The following is a 23,499-nucleotide window of genomic DNA, read 5'->3' on the forward strand; positions in this document are numbered from 1 at the left end:
TGCTCCCTTCGCTCCGGCTATCCGGCCAGGTGCCGGTACACCGCGGAGACGGCGTCGATCACCTGCTCCGTCTCGTCCTCGGTCATGTCGGAGTGCACCGGCAGGCAGACCTGCCGCGCGCAGACGTCCTCGGCCACCGGCAGCGGCCCGCGCCGGTACGGGGCGAGCACCGGCTGGAGGTGCAGCGGCAGGTCGTAGACCTCGCCGGACAGCCGCACCCCGTGCTCCTCGGCCAGCGTCCGCTTGAACTCCGCGCGGTCCACCCCGGCCGGCAGCAGCGCCACGTACTTGTAGTAGTTGCCGCGGCAACCGGGCGGTTCCAGCACCGGGTCGAGCCCGTCCAGCCCGGACAGCGCCGTGTCGTAGCGGCGGGCGACGGCCCGGCGGGTCTCGATGAACTCCTTCAGCCGGCGCAGGTGCACCGCGCCGATCGCGGCGTGCGGCTCGCTCATCCGCCAGGAGTAGCCGAGCCTCACGTGGTGGTTGGTGGTGAACGAGCCCTTGCCCTGGTCGCGGTAGATCCGGGCCTCGTCGCGCAGCTCCGGAGACTCGGTCAGGATCATCCCGCCCTCGCCGCTGGTGGTGACCTTGGTCGGGTAGAAGGAGAAGGCCCCGGCCAGGCCGAAGGTCCCGGCGGCACGCCCCTCGAAGCTGCTGCCGTGGGCGTGCGCGGCGTCCTCGACCAGCGGGATGCCGCGCCGGTCGCAGAGCGCCCGCAGGGCGTGCACCTGCGGGCCGACCAGCCCGCCGACGTGCACCAGGACGACCGCGGCGGTGTCCGGGGTGAGCGCCGCCTCCAGGGCCTCGGGGGAGAGCGCGAGGGTGGCCGGGTCGACGTCGGCGAACACCGGCCGCCCGCCCGCGTGAACCACCGCGCCGGCGGTCGCGTAGAAGGTGACGGCGGGGACGACCACGTCGCGGCCCCGGACGTCGACGCTGCGCAGGATCACCTCCAGCGCCGCCGTGCCGCTGCTCACCGCGACGGCGTGCGAGGCGCCGTGCTCGGCGGCGAAGGCCTGCTCGAAGCGCCCGGTCCACGGACCGAGGGTCAGCGCGCCGGTGGTGAGCATCTCGGTCACCGCTTCGGCGACCGCCGCGCGGTCGCTCTCGTCGAACACGATGCGGGCGGCTGGAACGCCCATGGGGCACCTCCGGCGGCGGGCTGCGCGAGCAGCACCGATCGGGACGGATCCTCCCGAACCGCACGTCAGCGGACGGGTCAGGCACATCACGCTACTTCGCCCACCGGGCCGCGGCCCGCCGTCGAGGCCCGCGCGGGTGACCGGATCTGCTTCCGTCGCAGGTCCGGGCCCTACTTCCGGTGCCGGGCGTGCGCTCCTCCGTGCGGGGGATGGCACTACTGCGTCCGCAGTACGCAAACGGCCTGCACAGGGACGACGACGGAGCAGGGGCCGGCGATCAAGGATTGGTCATGCTGCGGCGGACCGCGTCCGCCAGGACCTCCGGCCGGCCGCGGCGCGTTCGTTCCCGAGAACCGCATCCGAAGGAGTCCGCTCTCCCGTGGCCACGTTCCTTTACAGCCTGGGCCGATGGGCCTTCGTCCGGCGCCGGCTGGTGACCTTCCTCTGGGTCGCCGTGCTGGCGGTCGGCGGAGTCCTGGCGGCCAAGGCGCCCGCCGCACCCGACGACGGCTTCGCGATGCCCGGTACGGAGGCGCAGAAGGCCTTCGACCTGATGAACGAGCGCTTCCCCGGCGGCCACGCCGACGGAGCCATGGCGCGCCTGGTGTTCGTCGCCCCCTCCGGCCAGAAGATCACCGCCGGGCCCAACCAGCAGGCGGTCGAGCGGACGGTCGACGAGGTCGCCCGGTCCCAGCAGGTCACCGGCGCGGTGAACCCGTTCAAGATGCAGGGCGCGGTCTCCCAGGACGGCACCACCGCCTACGCGACGGTCAACTACTCCGCCAAGGTCGGCGAGGTGTCCAAGGAGGCCACCGACACCCTGGAGCAGGCCGCCCAGCACGGCCGGGACGCGGGGCTCAAGGTCGAGATCGGCGGCACCGCGCTGATGGCCAAGCCCGACGCGGGCGGCAGCAGCGAGGCGATCGGCATGGCGCTGTCCGCCGTCGTCCTGGTGATCACCTTCGGCTCGCTGCTCGCGGCCGGCCTGCCGCTGCTCACGGCGGTGATCGGCGTGGGCCTCGGCATGGCGCTGATCACCGCGCTCGGCAGCACGCTGGGGCTCTCCGCCACCACCGGCACGCTCGCGATGATGCTCGGCCTCGCCGTCGGCATCGACTACGCGGTGTTCATCGTCTCCCGCTACCGCGCCGAACTCGCCGAGGGCCGTACGCCCCAGGAGGCGGCGGGCCGGGCCGTCGGCACCGCGGGGTCCGCGGTGGTCTTCGCCGGCCTCACCGTGGTGATCGCGCTCGCCGGCCTCTCCGTGGTCGGCATCCCGATCCTGGCCAAGATGGGCATGGCCGCCGCCGGGACGGTCGTGATCGCCGTGCTGGTCGCGCTCACCCTGGTCCCCGCGCTGCTCGGCTTCCTCGGCCGCAAGGTGCTGCCCCGCAAGGCCCGCAAGGCGGGCGCCGCGGCGGCCCCGGCCGCGAAGGAGAACGGCGGCGCCCGCTGGGCCCGCTTCATCCTGCGCCGTCCGCTCGCGGTGCTGCTCGGCGGCGTGATCGCGCTCGGCGTGCTCGCCGCCCCCGCGCTCGACCTGCGGCTCGGCCTTCCGGGCGACGAGTCCAAGCCCACCTCCACCACCCAGCGCCGCGCCTACGACCTGCTCTCCGAGGGCTTCGGTCCCGGCTTCAACGGCCCGCTGACGGTCATGGTGGACGCCAAGGGCGTCGCCGACCCGAAGGCCGCCGCGAACGAGGTCGCCAAGAAGGTCTCCGGCCTGCCCGGGGTCGTCGCGGTGACGCCGCCGATGTTCAACAAGGAGGGCGACACCGCCCTGCTGAACGCCGTCCCCGCGACCGGTCCGAGCGAGGCCGAGACCAAGGACATCGTGCACGCCATCCGCGGCGACGCGGCCGGCCTGAAGACGGCCACCGGGGCCACGGTCCTGGTCAGCGGCACCACGGCGATGAACATCGACGTCTCCCAGAAGATGTCCGACGCGCTGCTGCCGTACCTCACCGTGGTGGTCGGCCTCGCCGTCATCCTGCTGCTGGTGGTCTTCCGCTCCGTCCTCGTCCCGCTGAAGGCGGCCCTCGGCTTCCTGCTCTCGGTGGTCGCCGCGCTCGGCGCCGTGGTCGCGGTCTTCCAGTGGGGCTGGCTGGCGAGCCTGATCGGGGTGGAGCAGACCGGCCCGGTGATGAGCATGATGCCGATCTTCATGATCGGTGTGGTCTTCGGCCTCGCCATGGACTACGAGGTGTTCCTGGTCACCCGGATCCGTGAGGGCTTCGTCCACGGCGAGGAGCCCGGCGAGGCGATCGTCACCGGTTTCCGGCACAACGCCCGGGTGGTCACCGCAGCGGCCCTCATCATGATCGCCGTCTTCGCGGGCTTCATCGGGATGAACGAGCCGATGATCAAGATGATGGGTCTGGGCCTGGCCGCGGCCGTCGCCTTCGACGCCTTCATCGTCCGGATGGCCATCGTCCCGGCCGTCCTCGCCCTGCTCGGCCGCCGAGCCTGGTGGCTGCCGCGCTGGCTCGACCGGCTGATACCGGACGTCGACGTCGAGGGCAGCAAGCTGGAGGCCGCCGCCCCCGAGCAGGCTCAGGCCAGGGAGTCGGTCACCGTCTAGACCGGTGCCGCCCGGTCCGGCCCGGATCCACCCGGGCCGGTCCTGGCACCACCCCGGACCCGGCCAGGCACCGCCACGGCCGGGTCCGGTCACATCCGGCTCGGACACCGGTTCGAGCCCAACCGTTACCGTTGCTGTCGGAGGCCACCGCCCGTCGCGGAGGCCTCCGACCAGGACCGCCACCCCCACCGGGGCCCGCGCGGCACGAACCGGTGCCGCCCGGCGAGGGCGCGGCCAGGGCAACCCGACCCGGAGAGCACGAGCATGAGCGACATCTGGCAGCGTCTGCGCCGCGACCATCCGCGGCTGCTCGACATCGCCGGAGGCGCGGCCCTGATCACGGTCACCGGCCTCGGAGCCACCATCGACCAGAGCGGCGGCCGCTACACCGGACTCGACCCGCTCACCGGTGCCATCGCGCTGGGCGCCGCCACCGCCGTCTTCGCCCACCGCCGCCACCCGCGCGCGGTGGTCGCCGTCACACTGCTCTGCACCGTGCTGCTCACCTCCACCAGCCCCCGGCTCAGCCCGGCCCTGGCCGCCCCGCTGCTGGTCGCGCTCTACTGCCTCGCCGTCCGCACCGACCGGGCCACCGCGCTGCGCGCCTCGATCGCCACCGCCGTCCTGCTCACCGGGATGGCGCTGCTGTTCGGCCCGAGCGGCCCGCTCGGCGAACGGCTCGGCGTCCTCGCCTGGGCCCTGCTGCCCGGCGCCCTCGGCGACTCCATCCGCAACCGCCGCGCCCACCTCGCGGCCATCGAGGAGCGCGCCGAACGGGCCGAGCGCACCCGCGAGGAGGAGGCCCTCCGGCGGGTCGCCGACGAGCGGATCCGGATCGCCCGCGACCTGCACGACGTGGTCGCCCACCACATCGCCCTCGCCAACGCCCAGGCCGGCATCGCCGTCCACCTCATGGACAGCCACCCCGTCCAGGCCCGCGAGGTGCTCAGCCACATCACCGACGCCACCGGCTCGGCCCTCCAGGAACTGCGCGCCACCGTCGGCCTGCTGCGCCGCGCCGAGGAGCCCGCCCCGCTCGAACCCACCCCCGGGCTCGACCGGCTGCCCGAGCTGATCAACACCTTCGAGCGGGCCGGCCTGCCGGTCCGGCTCACCGTCGAGGGGGAGGCCCGCCCGCTGTCGCCCGGCGTCGGCCTCACCGCCTTCCGGATCGTCCAGGAGTCGCTGACCAACGTGGCCAAGCACGCCCACGGCGCCGACGCCCAGATCACCCTCGCCTACAGCGGCAGCCGGGTCGCGGTCAGCGTCGCCAACGGCCGTCCGACCGCGACCGGCCGCCCCCGCGCCGTCCCGCTGCCCCGGCACCCCCCGAGCGAGAGCGGCTTCGGCCTGATCGGCATGCGCGAGCGGGCCGGCGCGGTCGGCGGCCGGCTCAGCGCCGACCGGCGGCCCGACGGGGGCTTCCTGGTCACCGCCGAACTGCCGCTGCGCACCGGCGCCCGCGACGAGGGCCCCGAGGCGGTCACCGCCGCCGACCTGGCCCGCGCAGCCCAGGCCGCGCGCACCGCCCGCACCGATCGCCCCGCACCAGCCGAAGGACAGGACCGCACCGCCCGAGCGGACGCCGCGGTCCGAGAGGACAGGGACCACGCATGACCATCCGGGTACTGCTCGCCGACGACCAGGCCCTCCTGCGCGGCGCCTTCCGCATGCTGATCGACGCGGAGGAGGACATGGAGGTGGTCGGCGAGGCCGCCGACGGCCGGGAGGCCGTCGCGCTCGCCCGGGCCACCAGGCCCGACGTGGTGCTGATGGACATCCGGATGCCCGGCGCCGACGGCCTCGGCGCCACCGCCGAGATCTGCGGGGACGCGGAGCTGTCCGGCACCAGGGTGCTCATCCTCACCACCTTCGAGATCGACGAGTACGTGGCCCAGGCGCTGCGTGCCGGCGCCGGGGGCTTCCTCGGCAAGGGGGCCGACCCGAAGGAGCTGCTCGCCGCCGTCCGCACCGTCGCGGCGGGCGACGCACTGCTCTCGCCCGCCGCCACCCGGGCCGTGATCGACCAGCTCCTGGCCCAGCCCGAACCGGCGTCCGGCGCCCTCACCAGCGAGCGGCTGGCCGTCCTCACCGCCCGGGAGCGCGAGGTGATGTCGATGGCCGCCACCGGCCTCACCAACGAGGAGATCGCCGAGCGGATGTTCGTCAGTCCCTTCACCGTCCGCACCCACGTCCACCGGGCGATGTCCAAGCTCGACGCCCGCGACCGGGCCCAGCTCGTCGCCATCGCCTACCAGACCGGCCTGGTCCCGCCCGGCCGCCCGCTCTGAGTGGTCTGAGCGGTCTCCGGGCACCGAGGGGTCACTCCCGGCCGCGCTCCGCCCCCGGGCGTGCCCGTAGCGGTCCGGCGGGTGCCCCATCAGGTGCTCCACCCACGCGCGTTCGGCGCCCCCGCGGTGATGGCCCGGCTGTCCGCTCCGGTCCAGGCGGTCCGGACCACCACGCGGAATCCGGCGGCGGCGTGGGCCCGGCCCGCGGCCCGCGCGAGTGCCGTCAGGGCTTGCGGGCCACCGCGCCGTACATGCTGACCCGGTCGGCACCGTGGGCGGGGGTGGTCTCGGGGCGCCAGAGGGGGACGGTGGTCACGCCGGGGTCGAGGAGGTCGAGCCCCTCGAAGAAGGCCAGGACCTCCTCGCGGGAGCGGCCGACGAGCGGCGCGGTGGCCTTGTCGTAGACGCCGGTGACGCGGTCGCGGATCTCGGACGGGATGAAGTCGGCGGTGCCGTGCGAGAGGACCAGGTGGCTGCCGGAGGGCAGGGCGTCCAGCAGGGTGCCGAGGGCCTGGTACGGCTTGTCCTCGTCCCGCAGGAAGTGGAGGACCGCGGCGAGGACGAGTCCGACCGGGCGGGAGAAGTCGAGCAGTCCCACTGCCCGGACGGTGTCCAGCAGGGCGGCGGGCTCGCGCAGGTCGGCCCGGATGACGGCGGTGCGGCCGGGGCCCGAGCCGGCCATCAGGGCGCGGGCGTGGCTGAGCACGATCGGGTCGTTGTCCACGTAGACGACCCGCGCGCCCGGCCTGGCCGCCTGGGCGATCTCGTGGGTGTTGCCGGCGGTCGGGATGCCGGTGCCGACGTCGAGGAACTGCTCGGTGCCGAGGGCGGCGACGCACCGCACCGCGCGGGTCAGGAAACCCCGGTTGGCGCGGGCCGTGGAGCGGAACTCCGGGTTGGCGGCGAGCGCCTTCTCGGCGGCGGCGCGGTCGGCGGGGAAGTTGTCCTTCCCGCCGAGGTAGTAGTCGTACATCCGGGCCGGGTGCGGCACGTCGGGCCGCAGGTCGGCCGGCATCCCGGCCTCGCCGGACTCCCGCATGTTCTCGTATCCCACGGCTGCCGTCTCCTCCGCCCAGACACCACTGGTGATCAACTCGCTGTCCTGCTGGCGGCCAGCCTAAAGCCCAGGTCACGGCCTCGGTGCCGGTTGGCCGGGTCACCCCCGTATGTCCCTTTCGTCGGGCGGGCCGGGCACACGTCCTCGCCGCGCGCCTCCGCCGGTGGCGGCGCAGGATGGGAGGCCGGGGCAGTGGAACAGCCGGGGACGGGAGGCGGGGCCGTGGGAATCGCAATGGCAGACATCCGCGAGTGGCGCGGCCACGCCGTGGTCGACGACAAGGGCCACCGCATCGGTTCGCTGGAGTCCGTCTACGTGGAGACGGCCAGTGACGAGCCGTTCTTCGCCACCGTGGCGGTCGGCTTCGCCGGACGGCGCCGGCTGGTGTTCGTCCCGCTGGACGGGGCGGTGGCCGGGCCGGACTACGTCCGGGTGGTGTACCCCCGCAACCAGGTCAAGCAGGCCCCGGCGATCGGTACCGACGACGTGCTGCCCGCCGAGGACGAGCCGGCCGTCTTCGCGCACTACGAGCTCCCGTACGAGACCGGGGCAGGCGGGGAGCGCCGGCTGGCCCGCCGCTGAGACGACCGGGGCCGCCGGGACCAGCGGGACCGGTAGGGCTGGTGGGATCGGTGGGACGACCGGGACCGCCGAGCCGGGCACGACGTTCGCCACCCGGGAATGAATACCCCGCCGGGTACACTTGTCCATCGACAGTCGATGGGAAAGGCGGCCCGACATGCAGGTGGACGAGGAAGCGGTCGGCGCGGTCCTGAACCGGCTGCGTCGCGCGCAGGGCCAGTTGGCCGGAGTGATCGCGATGATCGAGGCGGGCCGGGACTGCAAGGACGTGGTCACCCAGCTCGCCGCCGTCTCGCGCGCCCTCGACCGGGCGGGGTTCAAGATCGTCGCGAGTGGCATGCGCCAGTGCATGGCCGCCGCCGACGAGGGCGCCTCGCCGATGAGCGAGGCCGAGCTGGAGAAGCTCTTCCTCGCGCTGGCCTGACCGGCGCGCAGCCTCGGGAGCATGGTCCGGCGAGGGCCGTGGTGGGCGGATCCACCACGGCCCTCGCCGCGTCCCCACCGAAGTTCCCGCACCGCCCGACACTCCGTCACACGTCGTTCATGCGCAGGTCGCCGGCCTTCGGGTGAATGAGGGCTGCCCGCAGTTGTACAGCCAACTGCGCGCCTCCTTCTCCCAGCCTCCGTGACCAGCCGTACCCGGCCCCGGCTTGCCGTCCCCCGGCGGACCCGGCCCCGGGCGGCGGACAGGACAACCGTGGCCGCAGGCAGCACCCTGACCCTCACCTCCTCCACCAACCCCACCGAAGGCGACCGGCTCACCTTCCGCTGGACCACCGACGCCCCCGACGCCAAGAACTGGGTCGGCATCTACGACGGCGACCGCCCGCCCGGCAACGGCAGTTCGCTGCTGTGGAAGTACACCGCCAGTGCGTCGGGCGACGTCCAGCTCGACACCTCCGCGCTGACCGGCGGCCCGTACACCGCCTACCTGCTGGCCAAGGACGGTTACGGGATCCTCGCCCGCACCGAGCCGTTCAGCTTCCGCCCCGAGCCCGCCGTCGTCCGCCCGCACGCCGCCGTCGACTCGTTCACCGCCACGCCGGTGGCCCCGGGCTCCGCCGTGACGGTCCGGCTGGGCGGCCTCTGGTCCCGCCCGGCCGGCAACCCGGCCGGCTCCGCCGGCTACCGCAAGGTCAGCGGGCCGGCCTGGGCCACGGTCAGCGCCGATGGCACGCTCACCGGCACCGCCACCGCCACCCCCGGCGGGAACCCCGAGCCGGTCGTCGTCGGCGTCAGGGACAGCGCGGGCGCCACCGACACCGTCACCGTCCTGGTCCCGGTGGTGGACCCGGCCGCCCCGCCGCGGCTCAAGGCCGCCAGCTGGAACCTGCACGACGCGGGCGCGGCCCACACCGACGCGCTGGAGAAGCAGCTGCGGGTGGTCCTCGCCCAGGGCCTGGACGTGCTCGGCCTCCAGGAGACCGCGGGGGAGCGGGCCAAGTCCCTGGCCGACGCCCTCGGCTGGTACGCCTACCAGAGCCCGGGCAGCATCGGCATCCTCAGCCGCCACCCGCTCACCGACGTCACCGCGCCGACCGCCGAGCTGCCCGCCGCCGCGGCCACCCTCCGGCTGCCCGGCGGCCGCAGCGTCCGCTTCTGGGCCGCCCACCTGGACGAGGCGGGCTACGGCCCGTACGCCGTCCAGGACGGCCGGACCGCCGCCGAGGTGGTCGCCGCCGAGAACGGCTCGCTGCGGCTGAAGCAGGCCGACGCGCTGGCCGCCGCCGTGCGCGCGGACATCGCCCGGCGCACCCCGGTGGTGCTGGCCGGCGCGCTCGCCTCGCCCTCGCACCGGGACTGGACGGCCGCCACCGCCGCCGCCCACCAGGGGATCGGCGCGCTCGCCTGGCCGGTCACCGTGGCCCTCCAGGGCGCCGGACTGACCGACACCTTCCGCGAGGAGAACCGCGACCCGGTCAAGGCACCCGGCACCACCTGGTCGCCCACCCGCAAGCGGCGCGGCGACCGCCCCGAGCCGCAGGACCGGACCGACTACGTCCAGTACGCGGGCCCGCTGAAGCTGGTCGAGGCGCACACCCTGGTCGCCGACTGGCCGCAGCCCGAGCCCGGTGCCGCCGGCAACGAATGGCCCTCCGACACCGCCGCCGCGGTCGCCACCTTCCAGCTCTGAGCGCCGCCGGCTCCCGGATCCCCTGGGCTCCCAAGCCCCCCCGGCACTCCGCTCCCCGGCTCCCAGACTCCCCGCCCCGAGAGGCCAGTTCGTCATGTCCGAGCTCTCCCGCCGCACCTTCGTCGGCGCCACCGCGGCCGCCGGCGCCACCGCCCTGACCGGCCTGACGGCCACCCAGGCCGCCGCCGCCCCGGGCCCCGCGGCCCCTGCCCCCGCCGCCAAGCCGGGCGCCCAGCTCACCGGCACCGTCGAGGACGTCAGGCACGTCGTCGTCCTGATGCAGGAGAACCGTTCCTTCGACCACTACTTCGGCACCCTGGCCGGCGTCCGCGGCTTCGGTGACAAGCAGGCGCTCCAGTTCCCCGACGGCGCCGACGTGTTCCGCCAGCCCGACGGCCGGCGCAGCGACGGCGGAGTGATGCTGCCGTACCGGATGGACACCGCCAAGTACAACGCGCAGAACGCCGGCGGCCTCCCGCACGACTGGGCCACCGGCCACCAGGCCATCAACAACGGCGCGATGAACAAGTGGATCGCCGCCAAGGGCGAGCGCACCATGGGCTACTTCACCCGGGACGACATCCCCTACCAGTACGCCCTGGCCGACGCGTTCACCGTCTGCGACGCCTACTTCACCTCGCTGGCGGGCCCGACCGACCCCAACCGCCTCTACCTGTGGACCGGCACCTCCGGCCCCGGCCGCGACGGCACCACCGGCCCGTGGATCGACAACACCCCGGTCACCGACAACCCCGTCGCCGACTGGACCACCTACGCCGAGCGCCTGGAGGCGGCCGGCGTCAGCTGGCGCGTCTACCACAACCCCAGCAAGGACGACCGCACCGGCGACTACGACGACAACGCGCTCTCCTACTTCCGGCAGTTCCACGACTTCCCGCACGACGACCCGCGGTACGTCAACGCGATGACCAAGTTCGACCCCACCGACTTCGACCGCCACTGCAAGGACGGCACCCTGCCGACCGTCTCCTGGCTGGTCGCCCCCTACCTGTTCTCCGAGCACCCGGAGGCGGGACCGGCCTACGGCGCGCACTGGGTCGACCAGGCGCTCCAGTCGCTGATGTCCAACCCGGAGGTCTGGCGGCACACCGTCTTCCTGGTGATGTACGACGAGAACGACGGCTACTTCGACCACATGGTCCCGCCCACCCCCGAGCCCGGCACCCCCGAGGAGTTCGCCCAGGGGCGCGCCATCGGCCTCGGCAACCGGGTACCGCTCTGGGTCATCTCGCCCTGGTCGCGCGGGGGTTGGGTCAACTCCCAGGTGTTCGACCATACGTCGGTACTGCGCCTCATGGAGGTGGTGACCGGGGTGGCCGAGCCCAACATCTCGGCCTGGCGCCGGGCCGTCTGCGGAGACCTCACGAGTTGCTTCGACTTCGCCGCCCCCGACCACTCGGTCCCGGCGCTGCCCGACACCAAGGCCCTGATGGCCAGGGCCGACGCCGGCACCAAGCTGCCCGGCGTCGCGCTGCCGCCGGCCGGCGGCCAGTCGATGCCGGTCCAGGAGCGCGGCGAGCGTCCGCACCGCCCGCTGCCGTACCAGCCCTGGGCCGACGCCGAGGTGGACCGCAGGACCGGCAAGGTCACCTGCACGATGAGCAACGACGGCTCGGTGGCCTTCCCGTACACCGTCTACCCGAACATCCTGCTGCCCTTCGCCGGCACCCCGTACACCGTCGCCCCCGGCGCCACCGCCCGGTACGTCTGGGACGCCGCCGCCACCGACGGCCGCTACGACTTCACCGTGCACGGCCCGGACGGCTTCGTCCGCCGCTTCGCCGGCACCGTGGTCAGGGACGGGCAGGACGGCCAGAACGACATCGGCGTGCCGATCGTCACCGCCGACCTGCGCGGCAACCGCAAGCTCACCCTCCAGGTGGCCAACGACGGGATGACCGACGTCGCCTTCACCGCCGCGCCCAACGACTTCGCGGGCACCGCGCAGACGGTCTGGGTCAAGCCGGGCAAGCAGGCCAACGTGTCCTGGCCGCTGGACAAGCAGGGCCGCTACGACGTCGTCGTGACCGCCCACACCGGCCAGCGCTTCGTCCGGCGCTACGCGGGCTGGGTGCACTGACCCGGCGACGGCCGGGGGGCGCCGATCCGGTGACCCCCGGCCGTGGCTCGGCCGCCCCGTCGCGGCCCGCGGCTACCGTCGGGCGCATGCAGAAGATCACCACCTTCCTCTGGTACGACGACCGGGCCGAAGAGGCCGCCGCCTTCTACACCACCCTGTTCCCGGACTCCCGGATCACCGGGACCACCCGCTACGGCGCGACCGGCCCCGGCCCGGCCGGCTCGGTGATGACCGTTCGGTTCGAGCTCGCGGGCCGGGAGTACGTGGCCCTCAACGGCGGCCCCGAGTTCCACTTCACCGAGGCGATCTCGCTCCAGGTGACGTGCGAGGACCAGCGGGAGGTCGACCACCTCTGGGCCGGACTCACCGCCGACGGCGGCGAGGAGGGGCCGTGCGGCTGGCTCAAGGACCGCTACGGCCTCTCCTGGCAGATCACCCCGCGGGTGCTGCTCGACCTGATCGCCGACGAGGACCGGGCCAAGGCGAGCCGGGTGGTGGCGGCCATGCTGCGGATGCGGAAGATCGAGATCCAGCCGCTGCTCGACGCGGCGAAGGGGTGAGGCCGTGACCGCCCTCGGCCACCGCGGCATCACCTACCTGCGGGCCACCCCCGAGCGGGTCTGGCACGCGCTCACCAACGCCGACGAGTCCGGCCTCTACTGGGGCCACCGCAACGTCTCCACCTGGCTGCCCGGCGCGCCCTGGGAGCACCAGCGGACCGACGGCTCCGGCATCGCCGACGTCATCGGCACCGTCGAGGCCGTCGACCGCCCGCACCGGCTGGTCACCACCTGGGCCGGGCCGCAGGAGGAGCACTCCGGCTGGCCCTCCCGGGTCACCTTCGAGATCCAGGGCTGGCAGGACCTCACCCGGCTCACCGTCACCCACGAGAACCTCGCCGACGAGGCCGGGCGGGCGGACGCCGAACAGGGCTGGTCGGCGGTGCTCGCCAACCTCAAGACCTACCTGGAGACCGGCCACCCGCTGCCGCAGCAGCCCTGGCTGATGCCCTGACGACGGCGCCGGGAGAAGTAGCGCCCGGGGAAGTGGTGCCCTGGGATCGGCGCCCGGCCTACGCCGCCGGGCGCTCCTCCTTGACGGCGGGCCGGCCGGCGCGGGCCCGCTCGCCGCGCACCAGCCGGCGCAGCCAGGCGTAGCGGGAGAACCGCTCCCGGTTCGCCACCGAGGCCCGGTCCAGCTCCTCCATCAGCCGCCGGCTGCGGTGCTCCAGGTCCAGCTCGTCCAGGATGCGGTCCACCTCGGCCAGTATCGACCCGTGCAGCTGCCAGGCCTCCGGGTGCTCCCTGACCCTGCGCAGCAGCACCTGGGCGACGTTCTCCCGGCAGGCCCAGGCGGCCGCCAGCTCGGCGGTCAGCCGCTGCTCCGCCTCCTCGGCGTCGCGGCTCACCTGGGTGGTCACCAGCACCGCGAAGCTCACCATCGCGCCGCCGACGTGGGCCAGCAGCTCCTCCAGCCCCACCGCGACGTCCGGCGGGAAGAGCCGCTCGGTGGGCCCGCGCTTCTTGGCCAGGTCGGTCAGCGAGCGGGCCAGCACCCGGATCACCACGACGCAGATCTCCAGGGTGTCCAGCCCGGTGCGCAGCACCAGCCGGGACAGCAGCCCCTCGCTGATCCGCGGGTTGAACCGCAGGCTGTCCTCGGCCTGGCGCAGCGCCGCGTCCACGTCGGCGATCGCCTGGTCCAGCCGGCGGGCCTCGTGCAGCCGCTCGGCGGCCCGGGCGACGGGGGTGGGGCGGCCCAGCTCCTCGGAGATGTCCAGCAGCAGCTGGCGGGCCCGCCGGGCGAGGTCCTCGATCGACTCCCCGGCGGTGTCCACCCAGACCGGCGGCGCGAACACCAGGTTGAACAGCAGGCCGACGGCGGCGCCGATGAGCGTCTCCAGCACCCGGTCCCAGGCCTGCGAGGCGAGTTTGGTCACGCCCAGGATCAGCATCGCGCTGATCGCGACCTCCTGGACGAACTCCTCGACCCGGACGAACCGGCCGACGACCAGCGAGGCCAGGATGATCAGCCCGAGGCTCCACCAGGAGAGCCCGACCACGGCGCTGAAGCCGATCGCGATCAGCACCCCGACCACCACCGAGTTGACCCGGCGGATGCTGGTCTTGAGCGTCGAGTAGACGGTGACCTGGACGACCAGCAGCGCGGTCAGCGGCGCCGTCAGCGGGGCGGGCTCGCTGCTGAGCCGCGTCGCCACCGCGTAGGCGATGGTGGCCGCGACGGTGGCCCGGACGGTCTGGACCACGAACGGTTCTCGGGCGCTGCGGCGGACCAGGTCCGCGAGTGTCTCCGGGAGAAGGGCCATGACGCCCTTCTTTCCCCGCCACCGCCGTTCACACCGGTCCCGGGGCCGACCGGCACCCGTACGACCGCACCTGGCCTGATCGGGCCTGCCCGGGGCCGGGGCGGTGGCGCGGTCAGCCCTCGCGGTTGAAGCGCAGCTTCCAGGGCGCCAGCGCGGACTCGACCTGCACGCCCATGCTCATCTTCGAAGCGCCCTCGATCCGCTCCTCGAAGCGGATCGGCACCTCGCGGATCGTCATGCCCTGCTTGACGACCCGGTAGTTCATCTCGACCTGGAAGGAGTAGCCGTTGCTCCGCACGGTCGGCAGGTCGATGGCGCGCAGGGTGCCGGCCCGCCAGGCCTTGAACCCGGCGGTGGCGTCCTTCACCCCGAGGCTGAGGATCGCGTTGACGTAGAAGTTCGCCCAGGAGGACAGTGCCTTGCGGTGCCAGGGCCACTCCTCGGCGGTCGAGCCGCCGTCGACGTAACGGGAGCCCAGCACCACGGCGGTGTCGTCGGTGAGCAGCGTCTCGACCATCGCGGGTATCGCGGAGGCCGGGTGGGAGAGGTCGGCGTCCATCTGCACCACGATGTCGGCGCCCTCGTCCAGGGCTCTGGCCATGCCGGCCAGGTAGGCGCGGCCGAGGCCGTCCTTCTCGGTGCGGTGCAGCACGCCCACGGTGCCGTCGGAGTCCGCGGCGAGCTTGTCGGCGATCTCACCGGTGCCGTCGGGCGAGCTGTCGTCGACCACCAGCAGGTGCAGGTTGGGCACCGGAAGCTCCGCGAGCAGGCCCGCGAGGACCGGGAGGTTCTCCCGCTCGTTGTACGTGGGGACGACCACAACGACCTTGGGGGAGGCCTCGACCATGTTCTGTTTCCCTTGTGCCTCGCCGGCGGCGCGCTGCCACACCGGTCGGTTGTCCTGGAAGAACCTGCTAGTAGACCGTGCGAGTGTATCCGGGCCCGGGCCTCCCTCCGTCCGGGGGCATCCGGTCGGCGGGGCCGCACCGGGGACGGGACACCCGTTCGACCGCGATGGAGCGGTGCGGGAGGCTACCGCCCGTCCCGAACGACGAGCCGGAGAACTCCTTTGACGATCCGTCGCAACACCGCCCTGACCGTCACCGCGCTGGCCCTCGCCCTGGCCGCGCTCACGGGATGCGGCGCGGACGGCGCCGCCCCGGCGCCCACCGCCGGCGCCATCGGAGCACCTTCCGACGCCACCGGCGCCTTCGACCCGGCGGTGGCGGTGGCCCAGCGCTCCAGGGAGCCCTACGCGGTGACCGCGGAGATGACTGTCGAGACGGGTGAGGGCGACGAGAAGGAGGTGTTCACCTCCACGGGCCGGATCAACTTCAGCACCCGGACCCAGGGCTCCCGCACGGAGGAGCGGACCGTCCGCGGAGCCGAAATCCTGACCTGGGCGGAGACGCTGACCGCCGACGGCGTCGTCTACCGGCGGGACAAGGCGAAGGGCGGGACCCGGTGGACGGCGGACCCGGATTCCGGGGCGGGGATGACCGGCGACGCGGATGCGGCCGCCGGCTTCGCCAGGGTCCTGCTGGAGGCCGGTCCCACCGCCCGCAAGGGCATGGAGACCGAGGCGGGCGTACCGGTGTTCCACCTGGGTGCCCGGCTCTCGCCAGCCCAGGTGCGCGGCGCGGACCCGTGGTACGCGGACCGGTTGACGAGCCAGGGGGTCGAGGCGATCGACTGCCAGCAGTGGATCGACCGGTACGGCCGACTGGTCCGGGGCGAGCTGGCGATGATGGTCGACGGCAAGCCGGTCGTGTCGAAGCAGCACCATGCGGACTTCGGCCCCGCGGAGACCTTTACCCCGCCTGCCGCCGGCTGACCCCGGCCCGCTACGCCGGGCCGTAGACGGCCGCGAGGTTGTCCTGCGCCGGCCGGGTGCGGCCGGCCGGGCCGGCGGCGAAGGCCCGCAGGACGTTCTCGGTGACCCGGCGGACCAGGTCCCCGGCGTGCGAGTCGATCCCGTGGTCGGCCCTGCCCCCGCCGGGGCCGCGGGCCTCCAGGGCCTCGACCCAGCGCATCGTCCCGGTGGCGAACACCCCGGCGCCGCTCGGCACGGTGTAGTAGGCGGTGTCGCTGTGGGAGCGGCGGCCGTCGCAGACCACGGGGGAGTGGGCGATCACCTCGATCGGGCGCGGCGTGGGGAAACCGGTGTGCACCCGGTCGTACTCCACGCCGACCAGGTGCGGGAAGGCCGCCCCGGCCGCGACGCCCGTCCCCTCGAAGGCCCAGTGCCCGGGCGAGGTGACCACGTACGGGGCGTCCACCGGGTAGCCGTCGTAGATGACGCCGAGCAGCGAGCTCTCCGGGTCGGCACCCGGTCCGGCCCGGAAGTCCGTGGTCGCGGGGGCGCCCGCCCGGTGGCCCGGGTCCTGCGCCCAGGCGTCCTTGTAGCAGACCACCGTGCGGTCGGGACCGAGGTCGGTGGGCTCGAACCGGACCCGGCGGAAGCAGCAGTTGGCGCCCAGGACCGCCAGGTTGGTCCCGGAGTCCCGGGCCGCCGCCACGTGGGCGCGCTGCTCGGGCGACCAGTACTCGTCGTGGCCGAGGGACAGCACGGCGCTCGCCCCGGCCAGCAGGCCGGGCTCGCGGGCCACGTCGATGCCGGTGGTGTAGGCGAGCGGCAGGCCGAGCCGCTCGGCGAGGGCGACCAGCGGCGCCTCGTAGACCAGGAACAGCCCGGCGCCGTGGTCGTAGTCGTACGGCCGGTCGAAGACGACCTTCAGCGAGCGGGTGGCCAGGCCGCCGGTCGGACCGTTGTAGAGGCTGTACCCGCCCCACTCGTTGTAGGCCTGCCAGGTCGCCGGGGCGCTCATGATCACGGTCTTGCCCGCGGTGCTCGCCGAGCGGACGGTGAGCGGGACGTAGCGCCGGCCGGAGCCGTCCTCGGCGTCCAGGCGCAGCAGGTAGGCGCCCTCGGGCCAGCCGGTGGTGTCCACCGCGAGGGTGCGCTGCCAGCCGGTCAGCACGGTGCGGGTCTCCGGGTCCACGTGCGGCGCGGCCTGCCTGCCGCCGGGGACGTGCTCGCGGCGCCAGACCAGCCGGGCGCGGGCGCCGTCGTACCAGCCCATCCGGTAGGCGGAGACGGTGAACGCGGCGGCCGGGGTGGAGACGTGCAGACCGAAGGGCTCTCCGGGCAGGACGCTGACCCGGTCGGCGAAGCCCTCGATGGCGCCGTCGGGGCCGGGGTCGGTGATCTCCCAGTCGGGGTTGCCGGGGAGGGTGCGCTCGGCCTTCGGGGCGGCGTGCCCGTCCGGGGTGTGCCCGTCCGCGGTCGGGCCGGCGGTGGCGGGCACCCCGGCGCCGGGGCCGGTGGACGGATGCGGGGCGGGGGCGGCCTCAGGACGGCGGGGGCCGCAGGAGGTGACGGCCGCCGCCATCAGACCCAGGCCCAGAATCCTCCGCCGGCTCGGCTCCGCCACCGTGACCCCCTGCTTTCCCGGTTCCCCGTCCGTGCCCGCGTGCCCGCATCCGTGCCCGCGTGCCCGTGGGTGCGCGTCGGTGCGCGCGGACATCCTCGCGTGTTCCGAGAGGTCCGTGCAGGGCGCCGCGCCGCGCCGGGGTGCGGACGCGGCCGGGGCCGGCCGGGGCCGGGCCGCGGACGGTCCGTCACCGGGGAGGGCCGTACGGGCGCACCAGGGCGTGTCGGCCCGCGCGGTTGCCGGGGCCCGGCGAACCTGTCCCCTAGCCTGACCAGGCCCGCCGTCCGGCGGCCAGCGGGGGTCCGGAGCGGTGCGCGCCCGGCCGAGTCCTGGACAGGGGTGCACGTGGTTTCGTCGGGTTCGGCCGAACCGGGGGCGGCGCCCTCCTCCCGGCGCGAGCGGTTCCGGGCCTGGCTGCTGGAGGGCCTGGCCGACATGGCCAAGCAGCACCCGGGGCCGCACGCCGAGGTCCCGCACGAGGAGGGCCGGCGCTGGTGGCGGGTGATGTGCCTGACCGGCCTGGACTACTTCTCCACGCTCGGCTACCAGCCCGGCATCGCCGCGCTCGCGGCCGGCCTGGTCTCGCCGCTGGCGACCATCGTGCTGGTGGTCGTCACCCTGCTCGGCGCGCTGCCCGTCTACCGGAGGGTCGCCCAGGAGAGCCCGCACGGCCAGGGCTCGATCGCGATGCTGGAACGGCTGCTGTCGTTCTGGCAGGGCAAGCTCTTCGTGCTCACCCTGCTGGGCTTCGCGGGCACCGACTTCATGATCACCATCACCCTGTCCGCCGCCGACGCCAGCGCGCACCTGGTGGAGAACCCGCACCTGCACAGCGCGCTGAACGGCAAGCAGGTCCTGCTGACCATGATCATGGTGGCCATGCTCGGCGCGGTCTTCCTCAAGGGCTTCAGCGAGGCGATCGGCCTGGCCGTGGTGCTGGTCGGGGTGTACCTCTCGCTGAACGTCGTGGTGGTGGCGAACGGGCTGTGGAACGTGCTCAAGGCCCCGCACGTGTTCGGCGACTGGACGGACGCGCTGACCGTGGAGCACGGCAACGTGATCGCGATGATCGGCGTCGCCCTGATCGTCTTCCCGAAGCTGGCGCTCGGCCTGTCCGGATTCGAGACCGGCGTCGCCGTGATGCCGCACATCGAGGGCGACCCGGACGACACCGAGGAGAAGCCCACCGGACGGATCCGCGGTGCCCGCAAGCTGCTGACCACCGCCGCCGCGATCATGAGCGTGTTCCTGATCACCACCAGCTTCATCACCACGCTGCTCATTCCGGCCGACCAGTTCAAGGCCGGTGGCCAGGCCAACGGGCGGGCGCTCGCCTACCTCGCCCACGAGCACCTGGGCAGCACCTTCGGCAGCGTCTACGACCTCTCCACGATCGCCATCCTCTGGTTCGCCGGGGCCTCCGCGATGGCCGGGCTGCTCAACCTGATGCCGCGCTACCTGCCCCGCTACGGCATGGCGCCGCACTGGGCCCGCGCGGTGCGGCCGACCGTCATCGTGCTCACCCTGATCGCCTTCCTGGTCACCTGGGTCTTCGACGCGAACGTGGACGCCCAGGGCGGCGCGTACGCGACCGGCGTGCTGGTGCTGATCAGCTCGGCCGCAATCGCCGTCACCATCGCGGCCCACAAGGCCGGGCAGCGCCGGTGGCGGGTCGGCTTCGCGGTGATCGCCGCGGTGTTCCTCTACACCACGGCGGTGAACATCGCCGAGCGGCCGGACGGCGTCAAGATCGGGGCCTGCTTCATCGCGGGCATCATGCTGGTCTCCTTCCTCTCCCGGCTCAAGCGCGCCTTCGAACTGCGCGTCACCGACGTGGTGCTGGACGACGTCGCGGAGCGGTTCGTCCGGGACTACACCCACCGGCCGCTGCGGCTGATCGCCAACGAGCCGAACAGCCGGGACCTCGCCGAGTACCGCGACAAGATCCACCAGATCCGGCGGGACACCGACATCCCGGCCGAGGAGGACCTGGTCTTCGTCGAGGTCACCGTGCTCGACCCGTCCGACTTCGAGGCCGAACTGACCGTGCGCGGCGAGGTGCTGCACGGGCGTTACCGGGTGCTGGCACTGGAGAGCTCCAGCGTGCCCAACGCGCTCGCCGCCCTGCTGCTCCAGGTGCGGGACCTGACCGGTCAGCAGCCGCACATCTACTTCGAGTGGACCGAGGGCAACCCCTTCGCCCAGTTCCTGCGGTTCCTCCTGTTCGGACAGGGCGAGATCGCGCCCGTCACCCGCGAGGTACTGCGCGAGGCCGAACCGGACCGCTCGCGCCGCCCGGCCGTGCACGTGGGCTGAGCGGCCCGGCGAACCCGCGCCCGGCCGTCACGCCGGTGCCGTCTGCCGGTGCCGTCTGCCGGTGCCGTCCGCCGGTGCCGTCCGCCGGTGCCGTCCGCCGGTGCCGTCCGCCGGTGCCGTCCGCCGACGGCGTTCCCCCGAAAGCCGGCCGTACACCTCGTACGCCGTCCGCGTACCTCCCGCCAGGGCCCGTCCGTCGAGCCCTGACGGGAGTCCCGCACGTACCCCCGACAGTCCCGTCGCGGCCGGTCAGCGGTTCCGGTGGGACTTGCTCCAGGCGGGGGCGACGAAGGCCACCAGGGCGACGGCGAAGCCGACCTGGAGGATGTGGCGGATCCAGTCGATTCCCGAGGTGTGACGGACGCCGATCCAGCCGGAGACGGCGTTGCCGAGCCAGGCCCCGGCGGCGCCGAGGAGCATGGTCAGCCACCACGGGATCGACTGCGGTCCGCGCAGGATCAGCTTGGCGATCACGCCCAGTACGAAGCCGATGATCAGAATCCACAGGAGCTGGAACATCGCAGTCCACCTTCCGGGCGCCACCGGGGCCGACGGCCCGGTGCGCCGAATCGCCGAAGACACGGTTCGTCCCATGATCACCCGGATCCGGCGATCGGGCACGTCGGGCGGTGAACGCGCAGGTCAGCGGCGTGCCGCAGGGCCTGACGGCGGTGCACGACCGGTGGCGCCGGAGCCTCAGGGGGGAGGGTCGGTCGATCAGGGAGTCAGGGCCTCAGGGGCCAGGACCTCGGCGACGGCCTCGCGGACGTCCGGGGCCGGATCGTCCGCCAGGGCGGTCAGCAGTTCGGCGACGCCCGGGATGGACCAGCGGCCGACGGTCAGGACCAGGTCCTCCCGCACCTCCGGGTCGGGGTGGGCGGCCAGGCGGGCGAGGTGGTCCACCGGGCCGCGCCGGCCGCGCCGGAGCACCCTGAGCCAGTACAGCGCGGCGCGCAGTTCGGCCGGATCGCCCGGATCGCCGGCCGCCGCGATCCGGGCGAGCAGCACGGCGGCGGGCGGCGGCGGGCCGTCCAGCGGGTGCGGGTTGCGCTCGCGCAGCCGGCGGCCGCCGTACTCGCCGTAGCCGCGGCAGCCGGCGCAGGTGCAGGGCCGGGTGCCGTGGGCGGACGGGCTCAGGTCCGAGTGGTTTTCCGGCGGGCCCGGCCGGCATTGCGATCGGCATTCCGGTCGGCGGGTCCGACGGGCGGGTCCGGGCGGCTTTCCGGGGCGGTGGCCGGGGCCTGCCAGGCAGGGCTGCTAAGCAGGGTTCGTGCGGCGCTCGATGAGTGCCGCCAGGCCGTCCAGGATGCGCTCCAGCCCGAACTCCAGCGCCTGGTCGCGGCCGCCGGCGTCGGCCATCGCGGCGGCGACGGCGGGGAAGCGGTCGGCGTGCTCCCGGACCACGGTGCCGAGGGCGGCGAGGAGTTCGGTCTCGGGGGTGTCGGCCGGTCCGGCGGCGCGGGACTGCGCGGCGATCCCGCGCACGTGCCCGGCGAGCAGGACGGCGGCGTCCATCCGTTCGGGGCCGGTCAGCCCGTGACCGTCGAGAGCCGCCACCACCCGTTCCAGCCAGGCGAGTTCCTTCGGGCCGAGCGCCCGGGGGCCGACGGTGGCGTCCAGCAGCCACGGGTGCCGGGCGAAGGAGTCGGCCAAGTGGTGCGCCCAGGTGGTGAGTTGCTCCCGCCAGTCGGCGCCCTCCGAGGCCGCGGGGGGCGCGTCCACGGCAGACTCGACCATCAGGGCGACCAGTTCGGCCTTGCCGGGGACGTATCGGTAGAGCGACATCTTGGTGAAGTCGAGCAGTCCGGCGACCTTCTGCATGGAGACCGCGCCGAGCCCCTCCGCGTCGGCGACCTCGACCCCGGCCGCGGCGATCCGCTCCAGGCTGAGGGCCGGCTTCGGGCCCCGGGTGGGCTTGGCCGGCGGGCCCCAGAGCAGCCGCACCGTGTCGTTCGCCGCCTCGGCCATTCATCCGCTCCCGTCCTCGGGTCCCGTCCGGGCTTCCGCCCCGGACCGCTGACCGTGCTTCCGTTCCGGTTCCCACCTGGGGGGTTGCCCTGGCGGCCCAACTGTGTCTACCGTACACAGCAATGAACAGTGTCCGCCAGACACAGTTTCTCGATCCTCGGACGGAGCGGTTTCCATGAGCACCAAGGTCCTGATCTCGGGCGCGAGCATCGCCGGCCCCGCACTCGCCCACTGGCTGGGCCGGTACGGCTTCGAGGTGACGGTGGTCGAACTGGCCCCGGGGCTGCGCGACGGAGGCCAGGACGTCGACTTCCGCGGTCGCACCCACCTGACCGTGCTGGAGCGGATGGGCGTCCTGGAGGAACTGCGCACCCTCGGCACCGGTGGCAGCCCGATGACCTTCGTCGGCCCCGACGGGCGTCGACTGCTGCACCTCCCCGCCGAGTTCGCCGGCGGCGACGTGGAGGTCCCGCGCGGAGAGCTGGCCCGGCTGCTCCACCGGCACAGCAGTGCCCGCGCCGAGTACGTCTTCGGCGACTCGATCACGGCGCTGGACGAGACCCCGGGCGGGGTCCTGGTGACCTTCCGGCACGGGGCGCCGCGCGAGTTCGACCTGGTGATCGGCGCCGACGGGCTGCACTCCAACGTCCGCCGGCTCGCCTTCGGCCCCGAGCGGCGCTACGTCCGCCACCTCGGCTACTACGCGGCCACCTGGCAGCTGCCGAACGACCTCGGGCTGCCGGTCGGCGCGGTCGGTCTCAACGTCCCCGGCCGGCTGATGTCCGTCGGCGCCGCCCACCGGGACCCGAGCCGGGCGGGCGCGTTCTGCCTGTTCGCCTCGCCCGAACTGCGCTACGACCGCCACGACCAGGCCCGGCAGAAGGCGCTGGTCCGGGCCGCCTTCGCGGGCCTCGGCTGGCGGGTGCCGCGGTTGCTGGAGAGCCTGGACGCCGCCCCTGAGCTGTACTTCGACTCGATCAGCCGCGCCGACGTGCCCGCCTGGTCGACCGGCCGGATCGCCCTGATCGGCGACGCCGCCTGCGGTGCGACCATCGGCGGCATGGGCACCGGGACGGCGGTGGTGGCCGCGTACGTCCTGGCGGGAGAGCTGGCCGGGGCGCGCGGCGACCACCGGGCAGCCTTCGAGCGGTACGAGAAGCTGCTGCGCGGCTACGCGGGGGGCTGCCAGAAGGGCGGGGACAGGACCGGGCCGTTCCTCGCGCCGCGCACGGCCACCGGGCTGCGGTTCCGCAACGGGCTGCTGAACCGGCGCTGGGCGCTGGAGAAGATGCTGGAGCTGGGCAGGCAGGTCAGCAGCGTCGACCTGCCGGACTACGGGCGGGCGCCGTCGGCCGGATCTGCGACGACCCGCCGGCCGAGGCCGACATCAGGAGCCACGGCTTCCTGACGACCCCCGCCCGCGGGGCGTCCGTCCACACCTGATCGCCGGTTGTCGGAAGCGCGTTCGCAGGTCAGGGCCCAAGGTCCCACCCGTTCGGCCCCTTGGCCCCTGGCGATCACGACCGCGGCGGGCGATGCTGCCGGTACCGACCGGAACGATCCGCGC

General features: G+C 74.0%; 20 protein-coding genes. 12 read left to right on the forward strand and 8 right to left on the reverse strand.

Features of this window, described 5'->3' with window-relative positions; genetic code table 11:
• Positions 1-17: 17 nt before the first annotated feature.
• On the reverse strand, positions 18-1,142 hold the full coding sequence (locus ACIQOW_RS15135) for a DegT/DnrJ/EryC1/StrS family aminotransferase (RefSeq protein ID WP_401084241.1): 1,125 nt from the start codon (positions 1,140-1,142) through the stop codon (positions 18-20).
• A gap of 379 nt (positions 1,143-1,521) precedes the next feature.
• Here ACIQOW_RS15135 and ACIQOW_RS15140 point away from each other — a divergent pair, with 379 nt between their 5' ends.
• From ACIQOW_RS15140 to ACIQOW_RS15150, 3 genes are all read left to right on the forward strand, one after another.
• A complete protein-coding gene (locus tag ACIQOW_RS15140) occupies positions 1,522-3,723 on the forward strand; it encodes an MMPL family transporter (RefSeq protein ID WP_401084244.1) in 2,202 nt (733 codons plus the stop codon).
• 264 nt (positions 3,724-3,987) lie between these two features.
• Positions 3,988-5,340: a sensor histidine kinase gene (locus ACIQOW_RS15145; protein WP_401084247.1), complete on the forward strand. Its 1,353-nt coding sequence runs from the start codon at positions 3,988-3,990 to the stop codon at positions 5,338-5,340.
• The gene (locus tag ACIQOW_RS15150) at positions 5,337-6,014 is read left to right on the forward strand and encodes a response regulator transcription factor (RefSeq protein WP_188301033.1); all 678 of its coding nucleotides are present in this window, start codon (positions 5,337-5,339) and stop codon (positions 6,012-6,014) included. The genes ACIQOW_RS15145 and ACIQOW_RS15150 overlap by 4 nt, the downstream gene beginning before the upstream one ends.
• Before the next feature lie 223 nt (positions 6,015-6,237).
• On the opposite strand, the gene ACIQOW_RS15155 is transcribed toward ACIQOW_RS15150, so the two are convergent.
• On the reverse strand, positions 6,238-7,029 hold the full coding sequence (locus ACIQOW_RS15155) for an SAM-dependent methyltransferase (protein WP_401084525.1): 792 nt from the start codon (positions 7,027-7,029) through the stop codon (positions 6,238-6,240).
• Positions 7,030-7,305: 276 nt separating this feature from the next.
• Between ACIQOW_RS15155 and ACIQOW_RS15160 the strand changes: the two genes are divergently transcribed.
• The 6 genes from ACIQOW_RS15160 to ACIQOW_RS15185 all read left to right on the forward strand — a co-directional run bounded on the left by ACIQOW_RS15160 (position 7,306) and on the right by ACIQOW_RS15185 (position 12,902).
• Entirely contained in the window at positions 7,306-7,653 is a 348-nt protein-coding gene (locus ACIQOW_RS15160; protein ID WP_401084251.1) for a PRC-barrel domain-containing protein, read from the forward strand.
• 157 nt (positions 7,654-7,810) lie between these two features.
• Complete coding sequence (locus ACIQOW_RS15165) at positions 7,811-8,077, forward strand: metal-sensitive transcriptional regulator (RefSeq protein WP_188301031.1); 267 nt, start codon at positions 7,811-7,813, stop codon at positions 8,075-8,077.
• 273 nt (positions 8,078-8,350) lie between these two features.
• Complete coding sequence (locus ACIQOW_RS15170) at positions 8,351-9,787, forward strand: endonuclease/exonuclease/phosphatase family protein (RefSeq protein ID WP_401084255.1); 1,437 nt, start codon at positions 8,351-8,353, stop codon at positions 9,785-9,787.
• 94 nt (positions 9,788-9,881) lie between these two features.
• Entirely contained in the window at positions 9,882-11,888 is a 2,007-nt protein-coding gene (locus ACIQOW_RS15175; protein WP_401084258.1) for a phosphocholine-specific phospholipase C, read from the forward strand.
• 86 nt (positions 11,889-11,974) lie between these two features.
• Positions 11,975-12,448 carry a VOC family protein gene (locus tag ACIQOW_RS15180; protein ID WP_401084261.1) on the forward strand — a complete coding sequence of 158 codons (474 nt, stop codon included), beginning with the start codon at positions 11,975-11,977 and terminating at the stop codon, positions 12,446-12,448.
• A gap of 4 nt (positions 12,449-12,452) precedes the next feature.
• Positions 12,453-12,902: an SRPBCC domain-containing protein gene (locus ACIQOW_RS15185; RefSeq protein WP_188301027.1), complete on the forward strand. Its 450-nt coding sequence runs from the start codon at positions 12,453-12,455 to the stop codon at positions 12,900-12,902.
• A 58-nt stretch (positions 12,903-12,960) separates the two neighbouring features.
• Here ACIQOW_RS15185 and ACIQOW_RS15190 read toward each other — a convergent pair whose 3' ends face one another.
• Both ACIQOW_RS15190 and ACIQOW_RS15195 read right to left on the reverse strand, forming a co-directional pair.
• Positions 12,961-14,214, reverse strand: coding sequence for an aromatic acid exporter family protein (locus ACIQOW_RS15190; RefSeq protein ID WP_401084264.1), 1,254 nt, complete (start codon positions 14,212-14,214; stop codon positions 12,961-12,963).
• 112 nt (positions 14,215-14,326) lie between these two features.
• A complete protein-coding gene (locus ACIQOW_RS15195) occupies positions 14,327-15,061 on the reverse strand; it encodes a polyprenol monophosphomannose synthase (protein WP_401084267.1) in 735 nt (244 codons plus the stop codon).
• A 222-nt stretch (positions 15,062-15,283) separates the two neighbouring features.
• On the opposite strand from ACIQOW_RS15195, the gene ACIQOW_RS15200 reads away from it, so the two are divergent.
• Positions 15,284-16,048 (forward strand): hypothetical protein, encoded by a 765-nt coding sequence (locus tag ACIQOW_RS15200; RefSeq protein ID WP_401084270.1) that lies wholly within the window; start codon positions 15,284-15,286, stop codon positions 16,046-16,048.
• A gap of 10 nt (positions 16,049-16,058) precedes the next feature.
• Here ACIQOW_RS15200 and ACIQOW_RS15205 read toward each other — a convergent pair whose 3' ends face one another.
• Complete coding sequence (locus ACIQOW_RS15205) at positions 16,059-17,606, reverse strand: N,N-dimethylformamidase beta subunit family domain-containing protein (RefSeq protein WP_401084527.1); 1,548 nt, start codon at positions 17,604-17,606, stop codon at positions 16,059-16,061.
• A 477-nt stretch (positions 17,607-18,083) separates the two neighbouring features.
• On the opposite strand from ACIQOW_RS15205, the gene ACIQOW_RS15210 reads away from it, so the two are divergent.
• Positions 18,084-19,964 (forward strand): amino acid transporter, encoded by a 1,881-nt coding sequence (locus tag ACIQOW_RS15210; protein WP_401084530.1) that lies wholly within the window; start codon positions 18,084-18,086, stop codon positions 19,962-19,964.
• Between the two features lie 249 nt (positions 19,965-20,213).
• Here the strand turns inward: ACIQOW_RS15210 and ACIQOW_RS15215 are convergent, their stop codons facing one another.
• The 3 genes from ACIQOW_RS15215 to ACIQOW_RS15225 form a co-directional block, all read right to left on the reverse strand.
• Positions 20,214-20,483, reverse strand: a complete 270-nt coding sequence (locus ACIQOW_RS15215; RefSeq protein WP_401084273.1) for a GlsB/YeaQ/YmgE family stress response membrane protein — start codon at positions 20,481-20,483, stop codon at positions 20,214-20,216.
• Positions 20,484-20,681: 198 nt separating this feature from the next.
• Positions 20,682-20,972 (reverse strand): HEAT repeat domain-containing protein, encoded by a 291-nt coding sequence (locus ACIQOW_RS15220; RefSeq protein WP_401084276.1) that lies wholly within the window; start codon positions 20,970-20,972, stop codon positions 20,682-20,684.
• A gap of 249 nt (positions 20,973-21,221) precedes the next feature.
• Complete coding sequence (locus ACIQOW_RS15225) at positions 21,222-21,932, reverse strand: TetR/AcrR family transcriptional regulator (protein WP_401084279.1); 711 nt, start codon at positions 21,930-21,932, stop codon at positions 21,222-21,224.
• Positions 21,933-22,107: 175 nt separating this feature from the next.
• Between ACIQOW_RS15225 and ACIQOW_RS15230 the strand changes: the two genes are divergently transcribed.
• Positions 22,108-23,340, forward strand: coding sequence for an FAD-dependent monooxygenase (locus ACIQOW_RS15230; RefSeq protein WP_401084282.1), 1,233 nt, complete (start codon positions 22,108-22,110; stop codon positions 23,338-23,340).
• The last annotated feature ends 159 nt before the right edge of the window (positions 23,341-23,499 follow it).

The sequence above is a fragment of the Kitasatospora sp. NPDC091335 genome (genome assembly GCF_044757205.1).
Lineage (GTDB): Bacteria > Actinomycetota > Actinomycetes > Streptomycetales > Streptomycetaceae > Kitasatospora.